The following is a 19559-nucleotide window of genomic DNA, read 5'->3' as shown; positions in this document are numbered from 1 at the left end:
CTCGCTGGCGGCCGACTGGGTGCGCGAAGGCATCGCGCTCTACGGCAGCGCGCCCGACTTCCCCGAGCACAGCGCCGCGCACTGGGGCCTGCGGCCCACCATGACGCTGTCCACCCGGGTGATCGGCGTGCAGCAGCTGCAGGCCGGCGACACCGTTGGCTACGGCTCCACCTTCACCGCCGACGGGCCCATGCGCATCGGCGTCGTCGCCTGCGGCTACGCCGACGGCTACCCGCGCCACGCGCCCAGCGGCACGCCGGCGCTGGTGGACGGCCAGCGCACGCGCACCCTGGGCCGCGTGAGCATGGACATGCTCACCGTGGACCTGAGCGGGCTGCCCGAGGCGGGCATCGGCAGCGAGGTGGTGCTCTGGGGCCGCGCCGGCAACGGTGCGCTGCTGCCGGTGGACGAAGTCGCGCACGCGGCCGGCACCATCGCCTACGAGCTGCTGTGCGCGGTGGCGCCGCGCGTGCGCTTCGAGGCCGCCGACTGAGCGGCCCGGGCGCGACGAACCGGCTCCGATCCCCATGAACCGGCGCCGCGCCCCCCACCCGCTGCTGCGCCCCTTCGTGCGCGAGGTCTGGAGCTGCGCGGCGGAGCCCGCGGGCGAGGCGCAGGCGCGCATCGAGCGCCTGCTGCCCAGCGGGCTCATGCACCTCGTGCTGCGGCTGGACGACGCGCCGGTGCGCCTGCTGCGTTCGCCCGACGACCCCCTGGGCGAGCCGCTGGCCCCCGCGGTGCTCGGGGGCGCGCGCACCGCGCCCTACCTCAAGCACCTGCGCGCCCGCTCGGCCAGCGTGGGCGCCACGCTGCTGCCCGGTGCTGCGCAGTGGCTGTTCGGCCTGGACGCGGACGCGGTCGCCGGCCGCCACGTGCCGCTGGAGGCCCTGCTCGGCGCCGAGGCGCAGCGCTTGCGCGAGCGGCTGCTCGAGGCCCCGGACCTGGTCGCGCGGCTTGCGCGGTTCGAGGCCTGGCTGCTGGCGCGCCGCCCGCCGGCGCCGGGCCAGGCCGGCGCGCTGGCGCGGCTGCTGCGGCAATCGCCCTCCGTGGGCGCGGCGGTGCGCGCCAGCGGCCTGGGCCGGCGCCGCTTCGAGCGGGCCTTTCTGCAGGCCACGGGCCTGAGCCCCAAGGCCTGGCAGCGCGTGCGCCGCTTCCAGCGGGCGGTCGGCGCCCTCGCCGCCGCCGACGCACCCGCGCCGGCCGAGCTGGCCGCCGCGCTGGGCTACAGCGACCAGTCGCACCTCATCCGCGAATTCCGCGCCATGGCCGGCCTCACGCCCGGGCGCTTTCGCGCGCTCGCGCCCGAGGAGCCCAACCACCTGCCCCTGGACCCGCCCCGCCGGGGCTGAGCCGGCGGCGCGAACAATTTCTTCTATACGCGGCGTGCCACGACCGGCACAGTGCGGGGGTCCTACCGCTGTCCACGGGAGCCGCCCATGCGCATCGACGAAACCTACGCCTACCTCTGCGTGCACGACACGGCCGCCGCCATTCATTTTTATGGCAAGGCCTTCGGCGCCACCGAAAAGTTCCGCCTGGTCGAGCCCTCGGGCCGCATCGGCCACGCCGAACTCGCCTTCGGGCCCCACACCGTGATGCTGTGCGACGAGTTCCCCGAGTGCGGCATCCGCAGCGCGCGCAGCCTGGGCGCCACGCCGGTCACCCTGCACCTGCACGTGGACGACGCCGACGCCATGCTGGCCCAGGCCGTGGCGGCCGGCGCCACGCTGGAGCGCGAGGCCAGCGACGCGTTCTACGGCGAGCGCAGCGGCGTGGTGCGCTGTCCCTTCGGCCACCGTTGGCTGATCGGGCACGCCATCGAACAGGTGACCCCCGAGGAAATGCAGCGGCGCTACACGGCCTTGTTCAACTGATCGCGGCGGGGCACGCACGCGGGGCCTGGCACGGCGCGGCGCCCGCGGGCCAGAAAACCCTCAGCGTGTGGCGCGCCAGGGCCAAGGTCGCGCCCTTGCTCAGCGCCCCGGCGAGCATTCCTTGAAGCCGTAGCGTTCGCAGAAGGGGTTGCCCAGCACCGGCAGCCAGCGCGGAATGTCGTGGAAGTCGCGCGCCACGGCGGCCAGCACCCGTTCGCGGTAGGGCGCGAAGCGAAAACCCTCGCCGTCGACGTACCAGAAGCGCGCGCCATCCACCACGAAGGCGTGCTTGCTCACGCGCTCGAAGTAGGGCGCGTAGTTCGCGAGATCGGGCTCGTCGTAGTGGAAGACGCGGATCGGCTGGCCGTCGTAGCGGCGGAAATCGATCACTTGGTCGTCCTGGCGCGCGTGGTGGCGGCCCGGGCCGAACACCGGCACGTACTGGCCGTGGCGAAAGGCCAGCATGGCCGCCGGGTTGTAGGCCTGGGCCATGAGCGTGGCCCCGGCGGGCAGGCCCTGGCGCAGGCCGGCGACCACCGCGGCGTTCTCGCGCAGGAACACCGCGCGATCGGCCCATTTCGTTTGGGCGAACCACGCCACCGGCGCCAGCGCGATCGCCAGCACCACCACCAGGTGCGGCAGCGACAGCGCCGCCGTGTAGCCCAGCAGGCGGCGCAGCGGGCGCACCTCGCAGCGCAGCCCGGCCCAGACCACGAACACCGGCACGAAACCCAGCACCCAGTGCAGGCCGATGGTGCGGCGCGTGGCCAGCAGGGCGAACACCACGAAGGGGAAGATCCACAGCACCGCGAGCGTGGTGCGCGCGCTGGCGCTCACGCCGGCGGGCGCGCGCGAGCGCGCGGCACGCCACAGCCACCACGGCGTCACCAGGTACAGCGCCATGCCGACGTAGGTGAGGAAGGTCTCCAGCGACCAGGCCGAGGCTTCGTTGCGGTTGAAGACGTTGAACATCACGTGGCTCCAGCCGTGCGTGGCGTTCAGGTACAGATTGGCGCCGATGGCGGGCAGCGCGGCCACGAACACCAGCACGGGCGCCCACCAGCGCTCGCGCCGCCAGCCCCAGGCGTGGGCCGCGTAGGCAAAGCCCAGCAGGGCCGCGAAGTACTTGCCGAAGAAGGCCGCGCCCAGCAGGGCGCCGCTGAGCAGGTACCAGCCGGTGCCGCGCCCGCTGGTGTCGGCGCGCACGTAGGCCCAGAACGACAGCGCCATGAACAGGATCAGCGGCGTGTCGGTGGTCACCAGCACGAACAGCCAGCTCCAGGGCAGGGCCAGGTAGACGGCGCCGGCGAGCCAGGCCTGGGCCTCGCGTTCCTCCGGCAGCAGGCGGCGCAGCAGGTCCACCACCAGCAGGGCGATGGCGCTGGTCACCAGCAGCGTGGCGCTGCGCAGCACCAGGGGCGCGTCGCCGCCGATGGCGCGCAGCAGCGCGATCAGCCAGCCCACCAGCGGCGGGTGGTCCGAGTAATGCCAGGCCGGGTGCGCGCCCCACTGGTAGAAGAAGGCCTCGTCGCCCGTGAAGGGAAACACCGCGGCCAGGAACACCTTGAGCAGCAGTGTGAGGCCAAAGGCCCACCAGAAAAGGCGGCGCGCGGCCGCGAGGGAGTTGTTGTCGGCTTTCATCGTCGGGTATCGGCGGCGCGCATGGGAGGCGGCCGGGCGCCGATCATGCCCGAGCGGAGAGGGCCAGCAGGCTCACGCCAACCACGATCAGCGTGCAGCCGGCCACGCGCAGCCACGAGAAGGGCTCGCCCAGCCACAGCACGCCCAGCAGCATGGTGACCACGAAGCCCAGGCTCACCAGCGGGTAGGCCAGCGACACGTCGAGCCGCGACAGCACCCACAGCCAGAGCACGGCGCTGGCGCCATAGAGCAGGAGGCCCAGCCAGACCATGGGGCTGGTGAAGGCCTGCACGTAGGTGCCGGCCACGTCGGCGCCGCCGGGGCCCAGGCCGCGCTTCATGGCGAGCTGCGCCGCCGAGGACAGGAGCACGCAGAGCAGCGCGAGCAGCAGGGCGAGGGATTTCATAGGTGGGGCTGCCAGCCGATGGTGGCCGCCAGGCCGATGCCGCCCATGACGAACAGCGTGGCCCAGCTGAAGGGGTCTTTCAGCGCGAAGGCCAGCGGGTCTTCGCCGTGGAGTTCGCGTCGGCCGGTCTTGAACCAGATGCGCATCACCCACATCAGCAGAACCGGCGCGGCGGCCCACAGCCAGTCGGGCTGGGCGTAGAGCGCGCGGCTGTTGGGCGAGTCGATGTAGAGCGTGAGCACCAGCACCGACATGAAGCCGCTGGCCATGCCCATGGTGCGCAGCGTGGCCAGGTCGCGCGGCTGGTAGCCGCGGCCGGGCGCGGGCGCCTGGTGCGCGTCCACCGCCTCTTCCAGTTCGGCGCAGCGCTTGACCAGCGCCAGGCTCAGGAACAGGAAGATGGAGATGGCCAGCAGCCAGTTGGACAGGTCCACGTGCCCGGCCAGCGCGCCGGCGCCGATGCGCAGCGTGTAGAGCGTGGCCAGCAGCAGCACGTCGAACAGCGGGATGCGCTTCCAGCGCAGCGAGTAGCCCAGCGTCAGCGCGGTGTAGAGCAGCAGCGCGCCGGTGAAGGCCTGGCCGACCCAGGCGGCCAGTGCGAAGGCGGCCAGCAGCATCGCCGCGCCAATGGCCACCGCGGCGCCGATGCCCAGCGTGCCCGCCGCCAGCGGGCGCAGGCGCTTGAGCCGGTGCGCGCGGTCATTGGGCAGGTCGAGCAGGTCGTTGACCAGGTAGGTGGCCGAGGCGCAGAGCCCGAAGGCAACGAAGGCCACGAACAGCGTGAGCCACAGCGAGGGGTCGGTGGTGTGCGCCGCCAGCAGCGGCACGAACAGCAGGCCGTTCTTGGACCACTGCTTGAGGCGGATCGCGCGCAGCACGGTCTTGGGTGTGAGCGGCCGCCGTTCGAAGACGCGGGCGGGCGCCTGCGCGGCCTGCAGGCGCCGCAGCACGCCGGCCGGCGCGTTCACCGCGATGGCCTGCGCGCCGCCGGCCCAGACGGGCAGGTCGTCGGCGCTGTTGCCCGCGTAGGCCCAGCGCTCATGGCCCGCGGCGCGCGCGTGCGCGGAGATGGCCTCGCGCTTGTGGGCGCGGCTCAGGTTGGGGCCGCCGTCCTCGGTGGCCAGCACGCCGCTGAACACGCCCAGGTGCTCGGCCACGCGCCGCGCCACGCGCGCGTCGGCGGCGGTGGCCAGCACCAGGGTGCGGCCGCGCGCGTGTTCGGCGCGCAGGAACTCGATGAAATCCGCGCGCCAGGGCAGGCGCTCGGGCTCGGGCAGCACGGCGTCGGCCAGGGCGCGCTTGAAGCCGGCCTTGCCACGCGCCAGCCAACCCACCATGCGCAGCAGGTTCAGCGGATGGCGGCGCGCGAACAGCACGATGGATTCGTGCAGGGTGTCGCTCGGCGTGAGCGAGCCGTCCAGGTCCACATAGAGCGGACAGTCGTCCAGGGGAGGGTTGTGCATCGGGCCTGTGCTGCGGGTCTCGGGCGATTCTAGGGGCCGCCCGCGGCGGCCTCAGGCGCCCGTCAGCCAGCCCCAGCCGCGCTGCGCCAGCTCGATCGCGAGCTGGCCGAAGGCCAGGGTGTAGGCGATGGCGGCGGCGCCGGCCAGGGTGGAAGCCGCCAGCGCCAGGCCGTCGCGGAACAGCCAGCCCAGGCCCAGCAGCACCAGGCTGGCGCTGGGCAACACGTTGCCGAAGGGCAGGGGCAAAAAGATGATGGCCGCCATCGCCGCGATCCAGGCGCCCCACCAGCCGCGCGTGCGCTCGTGCCGCCAGGCCTGCCAGCGCGGGCCCAGCCAGCGGTCGGCGAGGGCGTATAGCCAGGCCAGGGCGTGCAGGCTGCGGCGCGACCATTGTTCGTTCAGGGTGAAGCCGCCCAGCGCGCCCGGCAGGGCCACGCGCTCCCGGCCGCGCGCCCAGGACCAGCCCAGCGCGGCGATGAAGAAACTCACGAACCAGCCCGCGCCGCCCACCGGGATGAGGGTGAACAGCGAGAGCACCATCACCAGCACCGGCAGCGAGGCCTCGCCGTGCAGGTTCAGCAGCTCGGCCAGCGTCAGGCGCAGCGGGGCGGTTTCGTCGGGCTTGTGCGAGCCGCCCAGGCCGTGCGCGCGCCAGCGCCGTTCCTGGCGGATGGCGGCGCGGCGCAGGCGGCGGGCGAGGCTGTGGTCCATGGGGCGGGCAGATGCTGGTGTCCCTGCATGACCCGCTGACGACAGCGGGGTTCCCCGCGCCCGGCGGGCGCCCGCCTCAGGCCAGGGCCGGTTCGGGCGCGCCGTGCGGGCTGCGCGGCGACACCAGCACCGCGTCGCCCTCGCGCAGGCCCAGGGAGTGGAACTGGGCCGTGCCCAGGCGGGCCTCGATCAGGTCGTGCGCGCCGGACTCGGGCTCGAGTTCGAGCCGCACCACCGGGTCGAGCACCAGCGCGCGCCGCAGCGTGGCCACCACGGCGCCGCGCGTGTCGGTGCCGGGCAGCAGGCGCCGCACCTCCAGCTCGTGCGGGCGCAGCGGGCGCGTGCCGTCGCCCACCAGCGGCACGCCGCCGAGGAAGCGCGCCACGAAGGGCGTGGCCGGGTGTTCCCAGACCTCGCGCGGCGAGCCCACCTGCTCGATGCGGCCGCGGTTCATCAACACCACGCGGTCGGCCACTTCCAGGGCCTCTTCCTGGTCGTGCGTGACGAAGATGCTGGTGACGTGCAGCTCGTCGTGCAGGCGGCGCAGCCAGCGGCGCAGTTCCTTGCGCACCTGGGCGTCGAGCGCGCCGAAGGGCTCGTCGAGCAGCAGCACCTTGGGCTCCACCGCCAGCGCGCGCGCCAGGGCGATGCGCTGGCGCTGGCCGCCCGACAGTTGCGCGGGGTAGCGGTCGGCCAGCCAGTCGAGCTGCACCAGCTTGAGCAACTCGACCACCTTGGCCTGGATCTGCTTGTCGCTCGGGCGCTCGCCGCGCGGCTTCACGCGCAGGCCGAAGGCCACGTTCTCGGCCACCGTCATGTGGCGAAACAGCGCGTAGTGCTGGAACACGAAGCCCACGTTGCGCTCGCGCACGTGCACGTGGGTGCTGTCCTCGCCGCTGATGACGATCTGGCCAGCGTCGGCCGTTTCCAGGCCCGCGATGATGCGCAGCAGCGTGGTCTTGCCGCAGCCCGAGGGGCCCAGCAGGGCGAGCAGCTCGCCGCTCTGGATGTCGAGCCGGATGTTGTCCAGCGCGTGGAAGCTGCCGAAGTGCTTGGAGATGTTCTGGACGTTGATGCTCATGGTGAAACCTTCGCGCAGCGCGCTGCGGTGCGAGTGCCTTCGGGCGGCCGTGCGGCACTCATGTGGACGCTCCTGCGAGGGAGGTGTCGTTGCGGGGCCGCTCGGGCGGCCGTTCGGCCAGGGCCTTGAGTTCACGCTCCATGCGCCACTCGGCCACGGTCTTGATGACCAGGGTGACCAGCGCCAGCAGGGCCAGCAGCGAGGCCACGGCGAAGGCGGCCACCGACTGGTACTCGTTGTAGAGGACCTCCACGTGCAGCGGCATGGTGTTGGTCTGGCCGCGGATGTGGCCCGAGACCACCGAGACCGCGCCGAACTCGCCCATGGCGCGCGCGTTGCACAGGATCACGCCGTAGATCAGACCCCACTTGATGTTGGGCAGTGTGACGTGCCAGAAGGTCTGCCAGCCGGTGGCGCCCAGCACCTGCGCGGCCTGTTCCTCGTCGTTGCCCTGGGCCTGCATCAGCGGGATGAGCTCGCGCGCGATGAAGGGGAAGGTGACGAAGACGGTGGCCAGGATGATGCCGGGCACGGCGAACACGATCTTGATGTCGTGCTCGGCCAGCCAGGGGCCGAGCCAGCCCTGCGCGCCGAAGACCAGCACATAGATCAGGCCCGCCACCACCGGCGAGACGGAGAACGGCAGGTCGATCAGCGTGGTGAGGAAGGCCTTGCCGCGGAACTCGAACTTGGCCACGGCCCAGGCCGCGGCCACGCCGAACACCAGGTTCAGCGGCACCGCGATCGCGGCCGTGAGCAGCGTCAGGCGGATGGCGGCCCAGGCGTCGGGCTCCTTCAGCGCTTCCCAGTAGGCCTCCCAGCCCTTGCGCAGCGCCTCGGTGAACACCGCGGCCAGCGGCAGCACCAGGAACAGCGCCATGAACGCCAGGGCGATGCCGATCAGCGTGCGGCGCACCCAGGGCGCCTCGGTACGGGCCAGGCTCATTCGAAAACCTCCGCGCTGCGCGCTGCGGTGCGAGCGCCCTTCGGAACGGCCGTGCGTGCGCTCATGCCATCGCCCCCCCGGAGCGCTTTCGCTGCCAGGCTTGCAGGGCGTTGATGACCAGCAGCAGCACGAAGGAGATGCCCAGCATCACCGAGGCCACGGCGGTGGCGCCCGCGTAGTCGTACTGCTCCAGCTTGGCGATGATGATCAGCGGCGTGATCTCCGACACCATGGGCATGTTGCCGGCGATGAAGATCACCGAGCCGTACTCGCCCACGGCGCGCGCGAAGGCCATGGCGAAGCCCGTGAGCAGCGCGGGTGCGATGCTCGGGAAGATCACGCGCGAGAAGGTCTGCCAGCGCGTGGCGCCCAGGCTGGAGGCGGCTTCCTCCAGCTCCTTCTCGGTGTCTTCCAGCACCGGCTGCACGGTGCGCACCACGAAGGGCAGGCCGATGAAGATGAGCGCGATGACCACGCCGTTGGGGTTGAACGCCAGCTGGATGCCCAGCGGCGCGACCACCTGGCCCACCCAGCCGTTGTCGGCCAGCAGCGCGGTGAGCGAGATGCCGGCCACGGCCGTGGGCAGGGCGAAGGGCAGGTCCACCAGGGCGTCGACGATCTTCTTGCCCGGGAAGCTGTAGCGCACCAGCACCCAGGCCACCAGCAGGCCGAACACCACGTTGACCAGTGCCGCGATCAGCGAGGCGCCGAAGCTCAGCCGGTAGGCGGCCAGCACGCGCGGCGAGGCCACGGCGTCCCAGAACTGCGCCCAGCTCATGGAGAAGGTCTTGAAGACCAGGGCCGAGAGCGGAATCAGCACGATCAGGCTCAGGTAGAGCAGGGTGTAGCCCAGGGTGATGTTGAAGCCCGGCAGCACGCGGCGCGTGGGGCGCCGCGCGCCGGGGGCTGCCTGCAGGGGCAGCGTGGCGGCGGTCATGGTTCAGCGGGCCGTGTAGATCTGGTCGAACTGGCCGCCGTCGTTGAAGTGCACCTTCTGCGCGTCGGCGAAGGAGCCGAAGTACTGCTCGACGGTGAACAGCTTGATGGGCTTGAAGACGTCGGCGTGCTTCTTGAGCACCGCTTCCGAGCGCGGCCGGATGTTGTGTCGGGCCGCGATCTCCTGGCCCTGCTCGCTGTAGAGGAAGTCGAGGTAGGCCTTGGCCTGGGCGGCCGTGCCCTTCTTGTTCACCGTGCGCTCGACGATGGCCACCGGGTTCTCGGCCACGACGCTCGCGCTCGGGTGCACGGCGTCCACCTTGCCGGCACCGAACTCCTTGTTCACCGACACCACCTCGGACTCGAAGGTGATCAGCACGTCGCCGATGTTGCGTTGCAGGAAGACGCCGGTGGCGTCGCGCCCGCCGCGCGCCAGCACGGGCACGTTGGCGTAGAGCTTCTTCACGAACTCGGCGGCCTGCGCGTCGCTGCCGCCCTTGGCGCGCACCTGGCCCCAGGCGGCCAGGTAGGCGTAGCGGCCGTTGCCGCCGGTCTTGGGGTTGACCACCACGACCTGCACGCCGGGCTTGATGAGGTCGTCCCAGTCCTTGATGTTCTTGGGGTTGCCGTTGCGCACCAGGAACAGCATGGTGGAGGTGGTGGGCGCGGCGTTGTGCGGGAACTTCTGGCGCCAGTCCTTGGCGACCACGCCCTTGTCGGCCAGGAAGTCCACGTCGGTGGTGGTGTTCATGGTGACCACGTCGGCCTCCAGGCCGTCGGCCACGGCGCGCGCCTGGGCGCTGGAGCCGGCGTGCGACTGGTTCACCACCACGGCCTTGCCGGCCTTCTTCTGCTGTTCGACGAAGGCGCTGTTGATGTCCTTGTAGAACTCGCGCGCCACGTCGTAGGAGACGTTGAGCAGCGGGGTGGTCTGGGCCGAGGCCAGCGTGCTCAGGGCCAGGCCCAGGGCGGCGGCGGTGGTGCGCAGTGCGGTTGTCATGGTCGAAAACTCGGGGCGTTTGGGAAGCGGGAAGGGCATTCTGGAAGTGCTCTTCACAAATACAAACGACAGTTTTCTTGTTTCTTTATGCCGTTGCGGCATGTAGACCCGGCCGGGCCCGCGCGACCGGGTTCTTGTGGGCTCATACCTTGATGGCGTAGGCCGGCAGCGGGCCGGCGGCCGGCTCGGGCGCGTCCCCGTGGAAGCACGCCTCGAAGGCAGTGGGCGGACCGCTGACCCCCGACAGCGCCTCATCGCCCTCGCGCCCGTAAGACCAGAGATCGATGGGATCCGCCTCGTCGTCCGCCGGCCGGAAGACCGGCGGGCCATCGACCAGCGCGTCCCACCAGGGTTCGGGCTGGGCGCGTTCCTGTTGGACGGCCTGTATCAGGCGTTCGGCCAGTTCGGCACAGTCGCGCAGCCGCCGCCGCATCCAGCGGTCGGACCATCGCCCCTTCTCTTGCTCGTCGGCCAGGGCGAGCTGGCCCAACCGGCAGGTGTCCTGCAGCTCCCGCAGGCAGCGGATCAGGCAGTCGGCGGTGTCCGGGTCGTCTTCGCCGCCGCCCTGGTAGCGCTCGGGCCAGGCGATGCCCAGGCCGTCGGGGCGCAGCGGCAAGCCGCTCAGCAGGGGCTGGAGCAGGTCGCGCCGCAGCTGGGCGAGCGCTTTGGCGTCGCCGCGCTGTGCATGGCGCTCCAGGGCCTGGAGCGCTTGCCCGGGGGTGGCGAGGGACTTGCGCCCGAAGCCGCGCGCGAGGCGTCCCACGCGGTTGTGGTCCCTTCGCAGCTGCGCCTTGCCGGCGTGTTTGACGGCGTCGATCAGGTCGGCGAGATGGGCGAAGGGCGTGGGCGCCTGGGCCGCCTGCGTGCGCAGCACCGGCACCGGGGCGTGGTGGCCGTCGAGCGGCGCGCTCGGGTCCGACGGAAACAGCCGCAGGCCGATGGTGCCCGTGGCCACGGCGCGCACCAGCTGGCCGTGCTGCGCCCGCGTCCGGACCCAGGCCGCCTGGCGCAGCGCACGCAAGGTGTCGGGCGCCACACCGGCGTCCAGCAGGGCCCGTTCGGCGTCGCACAGCGGCGGCGCGCCGCCGGGGGCCTGGCTGGCCTGCAGTCCCACTTCGTACAGCTGGCCCTGCAGCCAGTCGAGGCTTAGGTAGGTGTTGTGGCGCAGCGCCTGCCGCTGGGCCTCGTTCAGCGGCGCGTCGGCACCGAGGCGGCCGGCGTACAGCTCGCTGGCCTTGAAGCCGTCCGCATCGCGCAAGGCCCTGGCTTCCCGGTCGCGCCGGCGCATGCGCTGCTTGTCCGCCGCCAGATAGGCTTGGTACTTGGCGAGGTGCGTGAGCAGGAAGAGGCCCAGCGCGGAGCCGACGACGGCGGCCGGGATCGCCCCATAGGAACCGGTGCCCGCCGCCATCGCGGCCAGGCCCAACAGGCTGAGCAGAAAGTTGACCAGGTTGAACTTGCCCCGGAACTTGCGGGCCCAGGCCACGCGCTTGGCCTGGTTCGTGCGCTGAATGGCCTTGGCCAGCTGCCGGGCCAGGTTGCGGCGCACCTGCAGGGCCTGCTTCACCTGCTCGGGGTCGGCGCCGGGGTTGACGCCGTCGGGGGACAGGCCCCACACCACGCGCTCGAAGGCCTGCAGCTTGGCGAGGCGGGCGGCCCGCGCCTTGCCCATGCGCTTCTGGCCGCCCACGCGGTCCCAGTTCGCGGTGAGCAGATGGGCCAGCGCCAGCAGCACCGCCACCGGCGGCACGGCCTGGCCCACGGTGTCCAGGGCCGCGCCGCTGGTGAGCAGGTGGGGCAGCAGCGTGGCGAGCGCGCTGAACAGCTGGAAAGGGACCTTGGCGCCCTGCAGCGCGCCGTCGCGCAGGAAGGCGATCTGCTCGTCGCTGAGGCCGGCGAGCAGGTCGAGGGGGTGGCTCAGGCCTTCGCGCATGCGCTCGAACAGCGGCACCCGCGACGCGGCGTCGAAGGCATCGATGCGCGCCTGCAAGGCGTCGCGCTGCCGCTCGGCGTGGTCGGCCAGGCCTTGGCGCCGCTCGTCCGGGTAGGCCAGGGCCTGCTGGCGCAGGCGCAGGGCCTCGTCGGCGCTCACCAGGTGGTCGAGGTGCAGCTGGCGCCGCTCAATGGCCCGCTCGCGCTCCGGGCCCAGCAGATAGGCCTTCTCGAAGCCCTTCAACAGGCCGGTCAGCGCGTCCACGTTGAATTGCGCGAGGTCGCGTGTGGCCCGCAGCCGCGGGTCAGGGCCGTGGCGCAGCTGGTCGTTCAGCTGGTGCAGCAGGAGGTGCTGCGCGCCCAGCAGCGCCTCGAACGCCTGGTACTGCTGGTGGGCCTCGCGCCAGGCATGCAGGGTCAGGCCCGTGTCGACGAGGGAGCACAGCAGGTTGAAGAGGCCGCCCGCGAACAGCGTGGCGGGCAGCGCGTCGCCGCCGGCGTCGTCGGTGAAGGCGTTCGCCAGGCCGGTGCCGCTGGTGGCGCCCGCCCCCGTCGCCCAGCCGGCGCAGACCGCGGCCAGGAGGTCGGGCCTGTCCAGCAGGCCGGGGGCGACGTACGCAGCGCCGACGACCGGGGCGTCCACGGGCGGCGCCGCCCGCACGCCCTGGCGCGGCGACAGGCGGGGGCTGCCGGGCGCCGACGGCTGGCGCGACGAGCGCTGATCGTGCAGCTGCCGCAGGTTGTTCTGGGCGTGCGATGGGCTGCCGGGGTGCTGGAGCGTGCGCGGGCTGCGCGGCGCCAAGCCGCTGCCGCCGTCCGGCAAGGGGTGGATGGGGGGGCGTTCGACCCGGGCTTTGCGGGGGGAAGGCGGCCGGCGGATCCAGCTCAGGGACAGTGACTGCACGGGGTCGTTCCTTCCTGTGTCGTGTCCGCTCGGCGCGGGGCGGGGCCGGGGTCCATGGCCCAGCCCTTGTAGGTGTCGGGATAGGCGTGGCTGCGACCGATCTCGACGTCTTCCAGCACCGCGAGCGCGTCGGGCGCGCGCCCGGCCAGCGAGCGGTGCAAACCGATCAGGTAAGTGGCGATGGCCCGGCGCTGGTTGCCGCAGGCGCGCACCGGCGGGGCCGGGTGCCCGTCGCCCGCGCACAGCAGCAAGACCTTGCCCTTGCCATTGACCAGGGACACCGTGTCGCAGGGGATCAGGGGCGTGTCGCGCCAGGTGAGGGCGCGGGCGTCGAACAGCACCGTGGGGGCCGGTCGCACACCGGTGCGCGCGCATTCGCGTTCGAAGGCCGCGATCACCAGCGGGTGGGTCAGGAAGAAAGTCGGCGTCCGCCCGGCCTTGGCCAGCAGATCGTCCAGGTCGTCGGGCGTGGGCGGGCCGGACAGTGGGAACAGCACCTGGGTGGGGGGCACGCGCGAGAGCCAGCCGTGCCGGGGGTTGTGGATGAGGTCGTTCGTGCGCCAGGCCTCGACCGCGTCGATCGCCCGGCGCAGCGGCGCCTGGGCGTCCGCCGCCAGCGGGGTGGATGTCCGTCCGCTCGACATGGCCAGTTCAAAAGGGTTTGGTAATGAAATAGGCTTACGAATGGGCGCACTCTAGGTGCGCCGGCCCGTTTCACCAACCAATGTTTGGTTGTGTGCTCATGACAGAAATGTCTGAGCGGCCGTGTCGGGCGCGGGGCTGGCGCCGACAGGGTGTCGCCGGCCCGGGCCGGCGCTGCTGCGGCGCGCGTCAGCTCGCCGCTTCGATGATGCGGATGTCGCGTTCCGCGCCCTGGCCCAGGGCCTGCAGGGCGGCCTGGTAACCCGGGCTGTCGTGCGCCGCGATGGCCTGCGCCACGCTGTCGAACTCGATCAGCACGGCGCGCTGGTGCGGGGCCGCTTCGTACACCTGGGCGGGCATGCCGCGCGCCAGGAAACGGGCGCCGGCCGCCTGCAGGGCGGGCAGGGCCAACTCGGCGTACTTGGCCAGCGCGGCGGGGTCGGTGATCGAGCGGTAGGTGGCCATCCAGTAAGCCTTGGGCATGGGGGGAGTCTCCTCGGTGGTCGGTTGGGGGAAGCCGTTGACGGCGCGGCGATTGTCGCCCGCAGGTCCAGGCCCCCTCGAGACCGCCCCAGGACCCGGCGACGCCCCGGGGGGCTGTGACGGCGTCGGGCGGCGCTTATTTCCTGGTGTAGATCTGGTCGAACGAGGCGCCGTCGGCGAAATGCGCCTTCGCGGCCTTGTCCCAGCCGCCGAAGGCCTGGTCGATGGTGAACAGGTTGAGTTTGGGCAGCTGCTTGGCGTACTTGGCCTGGGCCTTCGTCGAGACCGGGCGGTAGAAGTTTTTGCCGATGATGTCCTGCGCCTCTTCGGTGTAGAGGTACTCGAGGTAGGCCTGGGCCACGGCGCGCGTGCCCTTCTTGTCCACGTTCTTGTCGACCACGGTCACCGCGGGCTCGGCCAGGATGGACAGCGAGGGGTAGACGAAGTCGAACCTGGCGCCGAACTCCTTCTCGAGCAGGTAGGCCTCGTTCTCCCAGGCGATCAGCACGTCGCCCTGGTTGCGCTGCGCGAAGGTGATGGTCGAGCCGCGCGCGCCGGTGTCGAGCACCGGCACGTTGTTGTAGAGCCGGGCGACGAAGTCCTTGGCCTGGGCGTCACCGCCGAACTGGCGCTTGGCGAACTCCCACGCGGCCAGGTAATTCCAGCGCGCGCCGCCCGAGGTTTTGGGGTTGGGGGTGATGACCTTCACGTCGGGGCGCACCAGGTCGTCCCAGTCCTTGATGTTCTTGGGGTTGCCCTGGCGCACCGCGAGCACGATGGTCGAGGTGTAGGGCGAGCTGTTGTGCGGCAGGCGCTTCTGCCAGTCCTTGGGGATCCACTGGCCGTGGGCGTGCAGCGCATCGGTGTCGCCGGCCAGGGCCAGCGTGGCCACGTCGGCGTCGAGGCCGTCGATGATGGAGCGGGCCTGTTTGCCCGAGCCGCCATGCGACTGTTTGATCGTCACCTCCTGGCCGGTCTTGGCCTTCCAGTGCTTGGTGAAGGCCTGGTTGATCTCGACGTAGAGCTCGCGCGTGGGGTCGTAGCTCACATTGAGCAGGGTCACGGGCGCGGGGGCCTGGGCCTGGGCGGCGCCCACGCTCAGGGCGAGGGCGGCGGCGCCCAGGGTGGTCAGCAGGTGGCGGCGGGTGGTCATGGGTCGTTCCTTCTTCGGAGGGCGGTGCTGTGAGACAGCGAGGCCGCGATGTTCCCGGGAACGCCTCCAGGAAGGAACGAATACGTTTTTGGTTGTTTATGACGAAAACATCTATGGCCACCGCTTGCGGAGGCTCAGCCACGCAGCGGGAACCCCTGCGCCAGCGCCTCGCGCAGCCAGGCCACGAACACCGACACCGCGCGGGGCACGTGGCTCGCGTAGGGACGGATGGCGTAGAGGTGGTCGCTGAAGGTGCCCACCGACGCCCAGTCCGCCAGCACCTCCACCAGCTTGCCCGCGCGCAGGGCGGCCTGGGCGCTGAAGTCGGGCACCAGCGCGATGCCCAGGCCCGCGATCGCGGCGTCGCGCAGGGCCTCGCTGTTGTTGGCGGCGAAGGGCCCCGCCACCGGCACGGTGAAGCGCTGGGCGGGCGCCTGGCGGCGCGCCTCGCCGGCCGGCTGGAAGTGCCAGGCCGGCGTGTCCTGCGCGCGCGGGTAGTGCAGGCAATCGTGGCCGGCCAGGTCCTGCGGCGCGGCGGGCGTGCCGCGGCGGCGCAGGTAGGCGCGGCTGGCCACCAGCACCGAGCGCGTGCGGCACAGGGTCCAGGCCACGTGCGTGTCGGGTGGCGCGGCGGTGTGGCGGATGGCGAGGTCGAAGCCCTCGGTGGCCAGCGAGCTCAGGCGGTCCGACAGATCGAGCTCGACGCGGATGCCGGGGTGTTCGCGCAGGAAATCGGCGATGCGCGGCACCAGCTGCTGGCGCGCGAAGGCCACCGGCGCGGTCACGCGCACCCGGCCCGCGGGCACCTCGGCCAGGTCGCGCACGCTGGCGAAGCCCTGGGCGATGCGCTCGAAGGGCTCGCGCAGGCCGTCCACCAGGCGCTGGCCGGCCTCGGTGAGACGCACGCTGCGCGTGGTGCGCTGCACCAGGGGCACGCCAGCCGCACGCTCCAGTTCGCTGATGTGCTGGCTCATGGCGGCCTTGCTCACGCCCAGGCGCTGCGCCGCTGCCGTGTAGCTGCCGTGCTGCGCCAGCACCGTGAGCCAGTGCAGGTGGGACCAGAGGTGTTCGGCTTTTTCCAGACTCATGCGGCGATTGTTCACCATGGCAAACAAAACGTTCAAGCCCAGGGCCTAGGCGCGGCCGGGCCCTCTGCCTAGACTGGACCGCTTCTTCACCGCCCACGCCCCGCCGCCATGACCACGAACCCCAGCGCCATCACCCACTTCATCGGCGGCCGCGCCGCCGCCGGCACGTCCGCGCGTGTGCAGGACGTGACCAATCCCGCCACCGGCGCGGTCACCGGCCGCGTGGCCCTGGCCAACGCCGCCGATGTGGACGCCGCCGTGGCCGCCGCCCAGGCCGCCTTCCCGGCCTGGGCCGACACGCCGCCCATCCGCCGCGCGCGCGTGATGTTCAAGTTCCTCGAACTGGTGAACCAGCACAAGGACGAGCTCGCGCGCCTCATCACGGCCGAGCACGGCAAGGTGTTCACCGACGCCCAGGGCGAGGTGGCGCGCGGCATCGACATCATCGAATTCGCCTGCGGCATCCCGCAACTGCTCAAGGGCGACTTCACCGACCAGGTCTCCACGGGCATGGACAACTGGACCCTGCGCCAGCCGCTGGGCGTGGTCGCGGGCATCACCCCCTTCAACTTCCCGGTGATGGTGCCCATGTGGATGTTCCCGGTGGCCATCGCCGCGGGCAACAGCTTCGTGCTCAAGCCCAGCCCCATCGACCCCTCGGCTTCGCTCTTCATGGGCGAGCTGCTCCAGCAGGCCGGCCTGCCCGACGGCGTCTACAACGTGGTGCAGGGCGACAAGGAGGCGGTGGACGCGCTGCTGGTGCACCCCGACGTGAAGGCCATCAGCTTCGTCGGCTCCACGCCCATCGCGAATTACATCTACGAGACCGGCGCCCGCCACGGCAAGCGCGTGCAGGCCCTGGGCGGCGCCAAGAACCACATGGTGGTGATGCCCGACGCCGATCTCGACCAGGCGGTGGACGCGCTCATCGGCGCGGCCTACGGCAGCGCGGGCGAGCGCTGCATGGCCATCAGCGTGGCCGTGCTGGTGGGCGACGTGGCCGACCAGATCATGCCGAAGCTGGTCGAGCGCACGAAGGCGCTCAAGGTGCTGGACGGCATGAACCTCGCGGCCGAGATGGGCCCCATCGTCACGGCCGCCGCGCACCAACGCATCAGCGGCTACATCGACGCGGGCGTGAAGGAGGGTGCCCAGCTGCTGGTGGATGGCCGGGGCTTTACCGGCGCCGCGGCGGGCAAGGGCTGCGAGCAGGGCTTCTGGATGGGCGGCACGCTGTTCGACCACGTGGGCACCGACATGCGCATCTACAAGGAAGAAATCTTCGGCCCGGTGCTCAGCTGCGTGCGCGTGCCCGACTTCGCGCAGGCGGTTGAGATCATCAACCGGCACGAATTCGGCAACGGCGTCTCCTGCTTCACGCGCGACGGCAACGTGGCGCGCGAGTTCGCGCGCCGCATCCAGGTGGGCATGGTGGGCATCAACGTGCCGATCCCCGTGCCCATGGCCTGGCATGGCTTCGGCGGCTGGAAGAAGAGCCTGTTCGGCGACATGCACGCCTACGGCGAGGAGGGCGTGCGCTTCTATACCAGGCAGAAGTCGATCATGCAGCGCTGGCCCGAGAGCATCGGCAAGGGCGCCGAGTTCGTGATGCCCACCGCGAAGTAAACGGCCATGAGCGGCGACACCGGCTTCGACTTCATCGTCATCGGCGCCGGCACGGCGGGCTGCCTGCTCGCCAACCGCCTGAGCGCCGACCCCACGAAGCGCGTGCTGCTGGTGGAGGCCGGCCGCAAGGACGACTACCACTGGATCCACATCCCGGTGGGCTACCTCTACTGCATCGGCAACCCGCGCACCGACTGGTGCTACCAGACCGAGCCCGACCCCGGCCTCAACGGCCGGCGCCTGCGCTACCCGCGCGGCAAGACCCTGGGCGGCTGCTCCAGCATCAACGGCATGATCTACATGCGCGGCCAGCGGCGCGACTACGAGCACTGGGCCGAGGCCACGGGCGACGACGCCTGGCGCTGGGACGCCTGCCTGCCCGATTTCATGGCGCACGAAGACCACCACCGCCTGGACGCCACGCAAGAAGAGGCCTTCGCCGCCCTGCACGGCCATCGCCGGCGCGGCAGCACCGGCGAGTGGCGCGTGGAAAAGCAGCGCCTGCGCTGGGACATCCTCGACGCCTTTGCCCGGGCCGCGCAGCAGGCCGGCGTGCCCGCCACGGCCGATTTCAACGGCGGCGACAACGAGGGCGTGGGCTATTTCGAGGTGAACCAGAAGGCCGGCTGGCGCTGGAACGCGTCCAAGGCCTTCCTGCGCCCGGTGCAGCACCGGCCCAACCTCACGGTGTGGACCGAAACCCTGACCGAGCGCCTGCTGTTCCAGCGCGGGGCCGACGGCGCGCTGCGCTGCACCGGCGCCGAGCTGCGCCGGGGCGGCGAGCGGGTCCGCGTGGGCGCCGCGCGCGAGCTGGTGCTGAGCGCCGGCAGCGTGGGCTCGCCCGCGCTGCTGCAGCGCTCGGGCCTGGGCCCGGCCGGGCTGCTGCGCCAGCACGGCGTCGAGGTGCTGCACGAACTGCCCGGCGTGGGCGAGAACCTGCAGGACCACCTGCAGATCCGCGCCGTCTATAAGGTGCAGGGCGCGCCCACGCTCAACGTGCTGGCCAACTCGCTGTGGGGCAAGGCGCGCATCGGCCTGCAGTACGCGCTGTCGCGCAGCGGGCCCATGAGCATGTCGCCCAGCCAGCTCGGCGCCTTCACGCGCAGCGATCCTTCGCAGCCGCACGCCAACCTGGAGTACCACGTGCAGCCGCTGAGCCTGGACGCCTTCGGCGAGCCGCTGCACGCTTTCCCGGCCTTCACCGCGAGCGTGTGCAACCTCAACCCCACCAGCCGGGGCCACGTGCGCATCACCGGCGCCGACCCCGAGGCCGCACCGGCCATCGCGCCGCTGTACCTCGCCACCGAGGAGGACCGCCGCGTGGCCGCCGACAGCCTGCGCGTGACGCGGCGCATCGTGGCCCAGCCCGCGCTGGCGAAGTACCGGCCCGAGGAGTTCAAGCCCGGGACGATGTACCAGAGCGACGAGGAGCTCGCGCGCCTGGCCGGCGACATCGCCAGCACCATCTTCCACCCCGTGGGCACCACCAAGATGGGCCGCACGGACGACGACAGCGCCGTGGTCGACAGCCACCTGCGCGTGCGCGGCGTGGCCGGCCTGCGCGTGGTGGACGCGGGTGTGATGCCCACCATCACCAGTGGCAACACCAACAGCCCCACGCTGATGATCGCGGAGAAGGCCGCGCGCTGGATCCGCGAAGGCGCCTGAGTCCG

General features: G+C 71.8%; 18 protein-coding genes. 5 read left to right on the top strand and 13 right to left on the bottom strand.

Features of this window, described 5'->3' with window-relative positions; genetic code table 11:
* The 3 genes from alr to BGO22_RS00835 form a co-directional block, all read left to right on the top strand.
* On the top strand, window positions 1-493 hold a 493-nt coding region (gene alr / locus BGO22_RS00845; RefSeq protein WP_286848352.1), incomplete at its 5' end, for an alanine racemase.
* A 34-nt stretch (window positions 494-527) separates the two neighbouring features.
* Complete coding sequence (locus BGO22_RS00840; RefSeq protein ID WP_286848350.1) at window positions 528-1349, top strand: helix-turn-helix domain-containing protein; 822 nt, start codon at window positions 528-530, stop codon at window positions 1347-1349.
* Window positions 1350-1436: 87 nt separating this feature from the next.
* Window positions 1437-1874 carry a VOC family protein gene (locus BGO22_RS00835; RefSeq protein WP_070400174.1) on the top strand — a complete coding sequence of 146 codons (438 nt, stop codon included), beginning with the start codon at window positions 1437-1439 and terminating at the stop codon, window positions 1872-1874.
* Between the two features lie 99 nt (window positions 1875-1973).
* Here BGO22_RS00835 and BGO22_RS00830 read toward each other — a convergent pair whose 3' ends face one another.
* The 13 genes from BGO22_RS00830 to BGO22_RS00770 form a co-directional block, all read right to left on the bottom strand.
* The gene (locus tag BGO22_RS00830; RefSeq protein WP_070400175.1) at window positions 1974-3515 is read right to left on the bottom strand and encodes an ArnT family glycosyltransferase; all 1542 of its coding nucleotides are present in this window, start codon (window positions 3513-3515) and stop codon (window positions 1974-1976) included.
* Window positions 3516-3558: 43 nt separating this feature from the next.
* Window positions 3559-3921 (bottom strand): DMT family transporter, encoded by a 363-nt coding sequence (locus BGO22_RS00825; RefSeq protein WP_070400176.1) that lies wholly within the window; start codon window positions 3919-3921, stop codon window positions 3559-3561.
* Entirely contained in the window at window positions 3918-5384 is a 1467-nt protein-coding gene (locus BGO22_RS00820) for a UbiA family prenyltransferase (RefSeq protein WP_286848347.1), read from the bottom strand. Before BGO22_RS00820 ends, BGO22_RS00825 begins: the two co-directional genes overlap by 4 nt.
* Before the next feature lie 51 nt (window positions 5385-5435).
* Window positions 5436-6095 carry an exopolysaccharide biosynthesis protein gene (locus tag BGO22_RS00815; RefSeq protein ID WP_286848345.1) on the bottom strand — a complete coding sequence of 220 codons (660 nt, stop codon included), beginning with the start codon at window positions 6093-6095 and terminating at the stop codon, window positions 5436-5438.
* Between the two features lie 76 nt (window positions 6096-6171).
* Window positions 6172-7176: a sulfate/molybdate ABC transporter ATP-binding protein gene (locus tag BGO22_RS00810; RefSeq protein WP_286848344.1), complete on the bottom strand. Its 1005-nt coding sequence runs from the start codon at window positions 7174-7176 to the stop codon at window positions 6172-6174.
* 58 nt (window positions 7177-7234) lie between these two features.
* Window positions 7235-8122 (bottom strand): sulfate ABC transporter permease subunit CysW, encoded by an 888-nt coding sequence (gene cysW / locus BGO22_RS00805; RefSeq protein WP_286848342.1) that lies wholly within the window; start codon window positions 8120-8122, stop codon window positions 7235-7237.
* 61 nt (window positions 8123-8183) lie between these two features.
* Complete coding sequence (gene cysT, locus BGO22_RS00800) at window positions 8184-9059, bottom strand: sulfate ABC transporter permease subunit CysT (protein ID WP_070400181.1); 876 nt, start codon at window positions 9057-9059, stop codon at window positions 8184-8186.
* A 3-nt stretch (window positions 9060-9062) separates the two neighbouring features.
* A complete protein-coding gene (locus tag BGO22_RS00795) occupies window positions 9063-10058 on the bottom strand; it encodes a sulfate ABC transporter substrate-binding protein (RefSeq protein ID WP_286848339.1) in 996 nt (331 codons plus the stop codon).
* A 142-nt stretch (window positions 10059-10200) separates the two neighbouring features.
* Window positions 10201-12894, bottom strand: a complete 2694-nt coding sequence (locus tag BGO22_RS00790) for a hypothetical protein (protein WP_286848337.1) — start codon at window positions 12892-12894, stop codon at window positions 10201-10203.
* Window positions 12876-13538 carry a hypothetical protein gene (locus BGO22_RS00785; protein ID WP_286848336.1) on the bottom strand — a complete coding sequence of 221 codons (663 nt, stop codon included), beginning with the start codon at window positions 13536-13538 and terminating at the stop codon, window positions 12876-12878. Before BGO22_RS00785 ends, BGO22_RS00790 begins: the two co-directional genes overlap by 19 nt.
* Window positions 13539-13725: 187 nt before the next feature.
* Window positions 13726-14019: a DUF1330 domain-containing protein gene (locus tag BGO22_RS00780; protein ID WP_070400184.1), complete on the bottom strand. Its 294-nt coding sequence runs from the start codon at window positions 14017-14019 to the stop codon at window positions 13726-13728.
* Window positions 14020-14155: 136 nt separating this feature from the next.
* The gene (locus tag BGO22_RS00775) at window positions 14156-15172 is read right to left on the bottom strand and encodes a sulfate ABC transporter substrate-binding protein (RefSeq protein WP_286848330.1); all 1017 of its coding nucleotides are present in this window, start codon (window positions 15170-15172) and stop codon (window positions 14156-14158) included.
* Window positions 15173-15306: 134 nt separating this feature from the next.
* Window positions 15307-16260 carry a LysR family transcriptional regulator gene (locus tag BGO22_RS00770; RefSeq protein WP_070400323.1) on the bottom strand — a complete coding sequence of 318 codons (954 nt, stop codon included), beginning with the start codon at window positions 16258-16260 and terminating at the stop codon, window positions 15307-15309.
* Between the two features lie 108 nt (window positions 16261-16368).
* On the opposite strand from BGO22_RS00770, the gene BGO22_RS00765 reads away from it, so the two are divergent.
* Entirely contained in the window at window positions 16369-17886 is a 1518-nt protein-coding gene (locus BGO22_RS00765) for a CoA-acylating methylmalonate-semialdehyde dehydrogenase (protein WP_286848326.1), read from the top strand.
* A gap of 6 nt (window positions 17887-17892) precedes the next feature.
* A complete protein-coding gene (locus BGO22_RS00760) occupies window positions 17893-19554 on the top strand; it encodes a GMC family oxidoreductase (RefSeq protein ID WP_286848324.1) in 1662 nt (553 codons plus the stop codon).
* Window positions 19555-19559 lie beyond the last annotated feature (5 nt).

Source organism: Hydrogenophaga sp. 70-12 (genome assembly GCF_001897365.1).
GTDB classification, from domain to species: domain Bacteria; phylum Pseudomonadota; class Gammaproteobacteria; order Burkholderiales; family Burkholderiaceae_C; genus Hydrogenophaga; species Hydrogenophaga borbori.
Note: the sequence above shows the minus strand (reverse complement) of the source record. Positions and strands in the feature narration are given on the sequence as shown.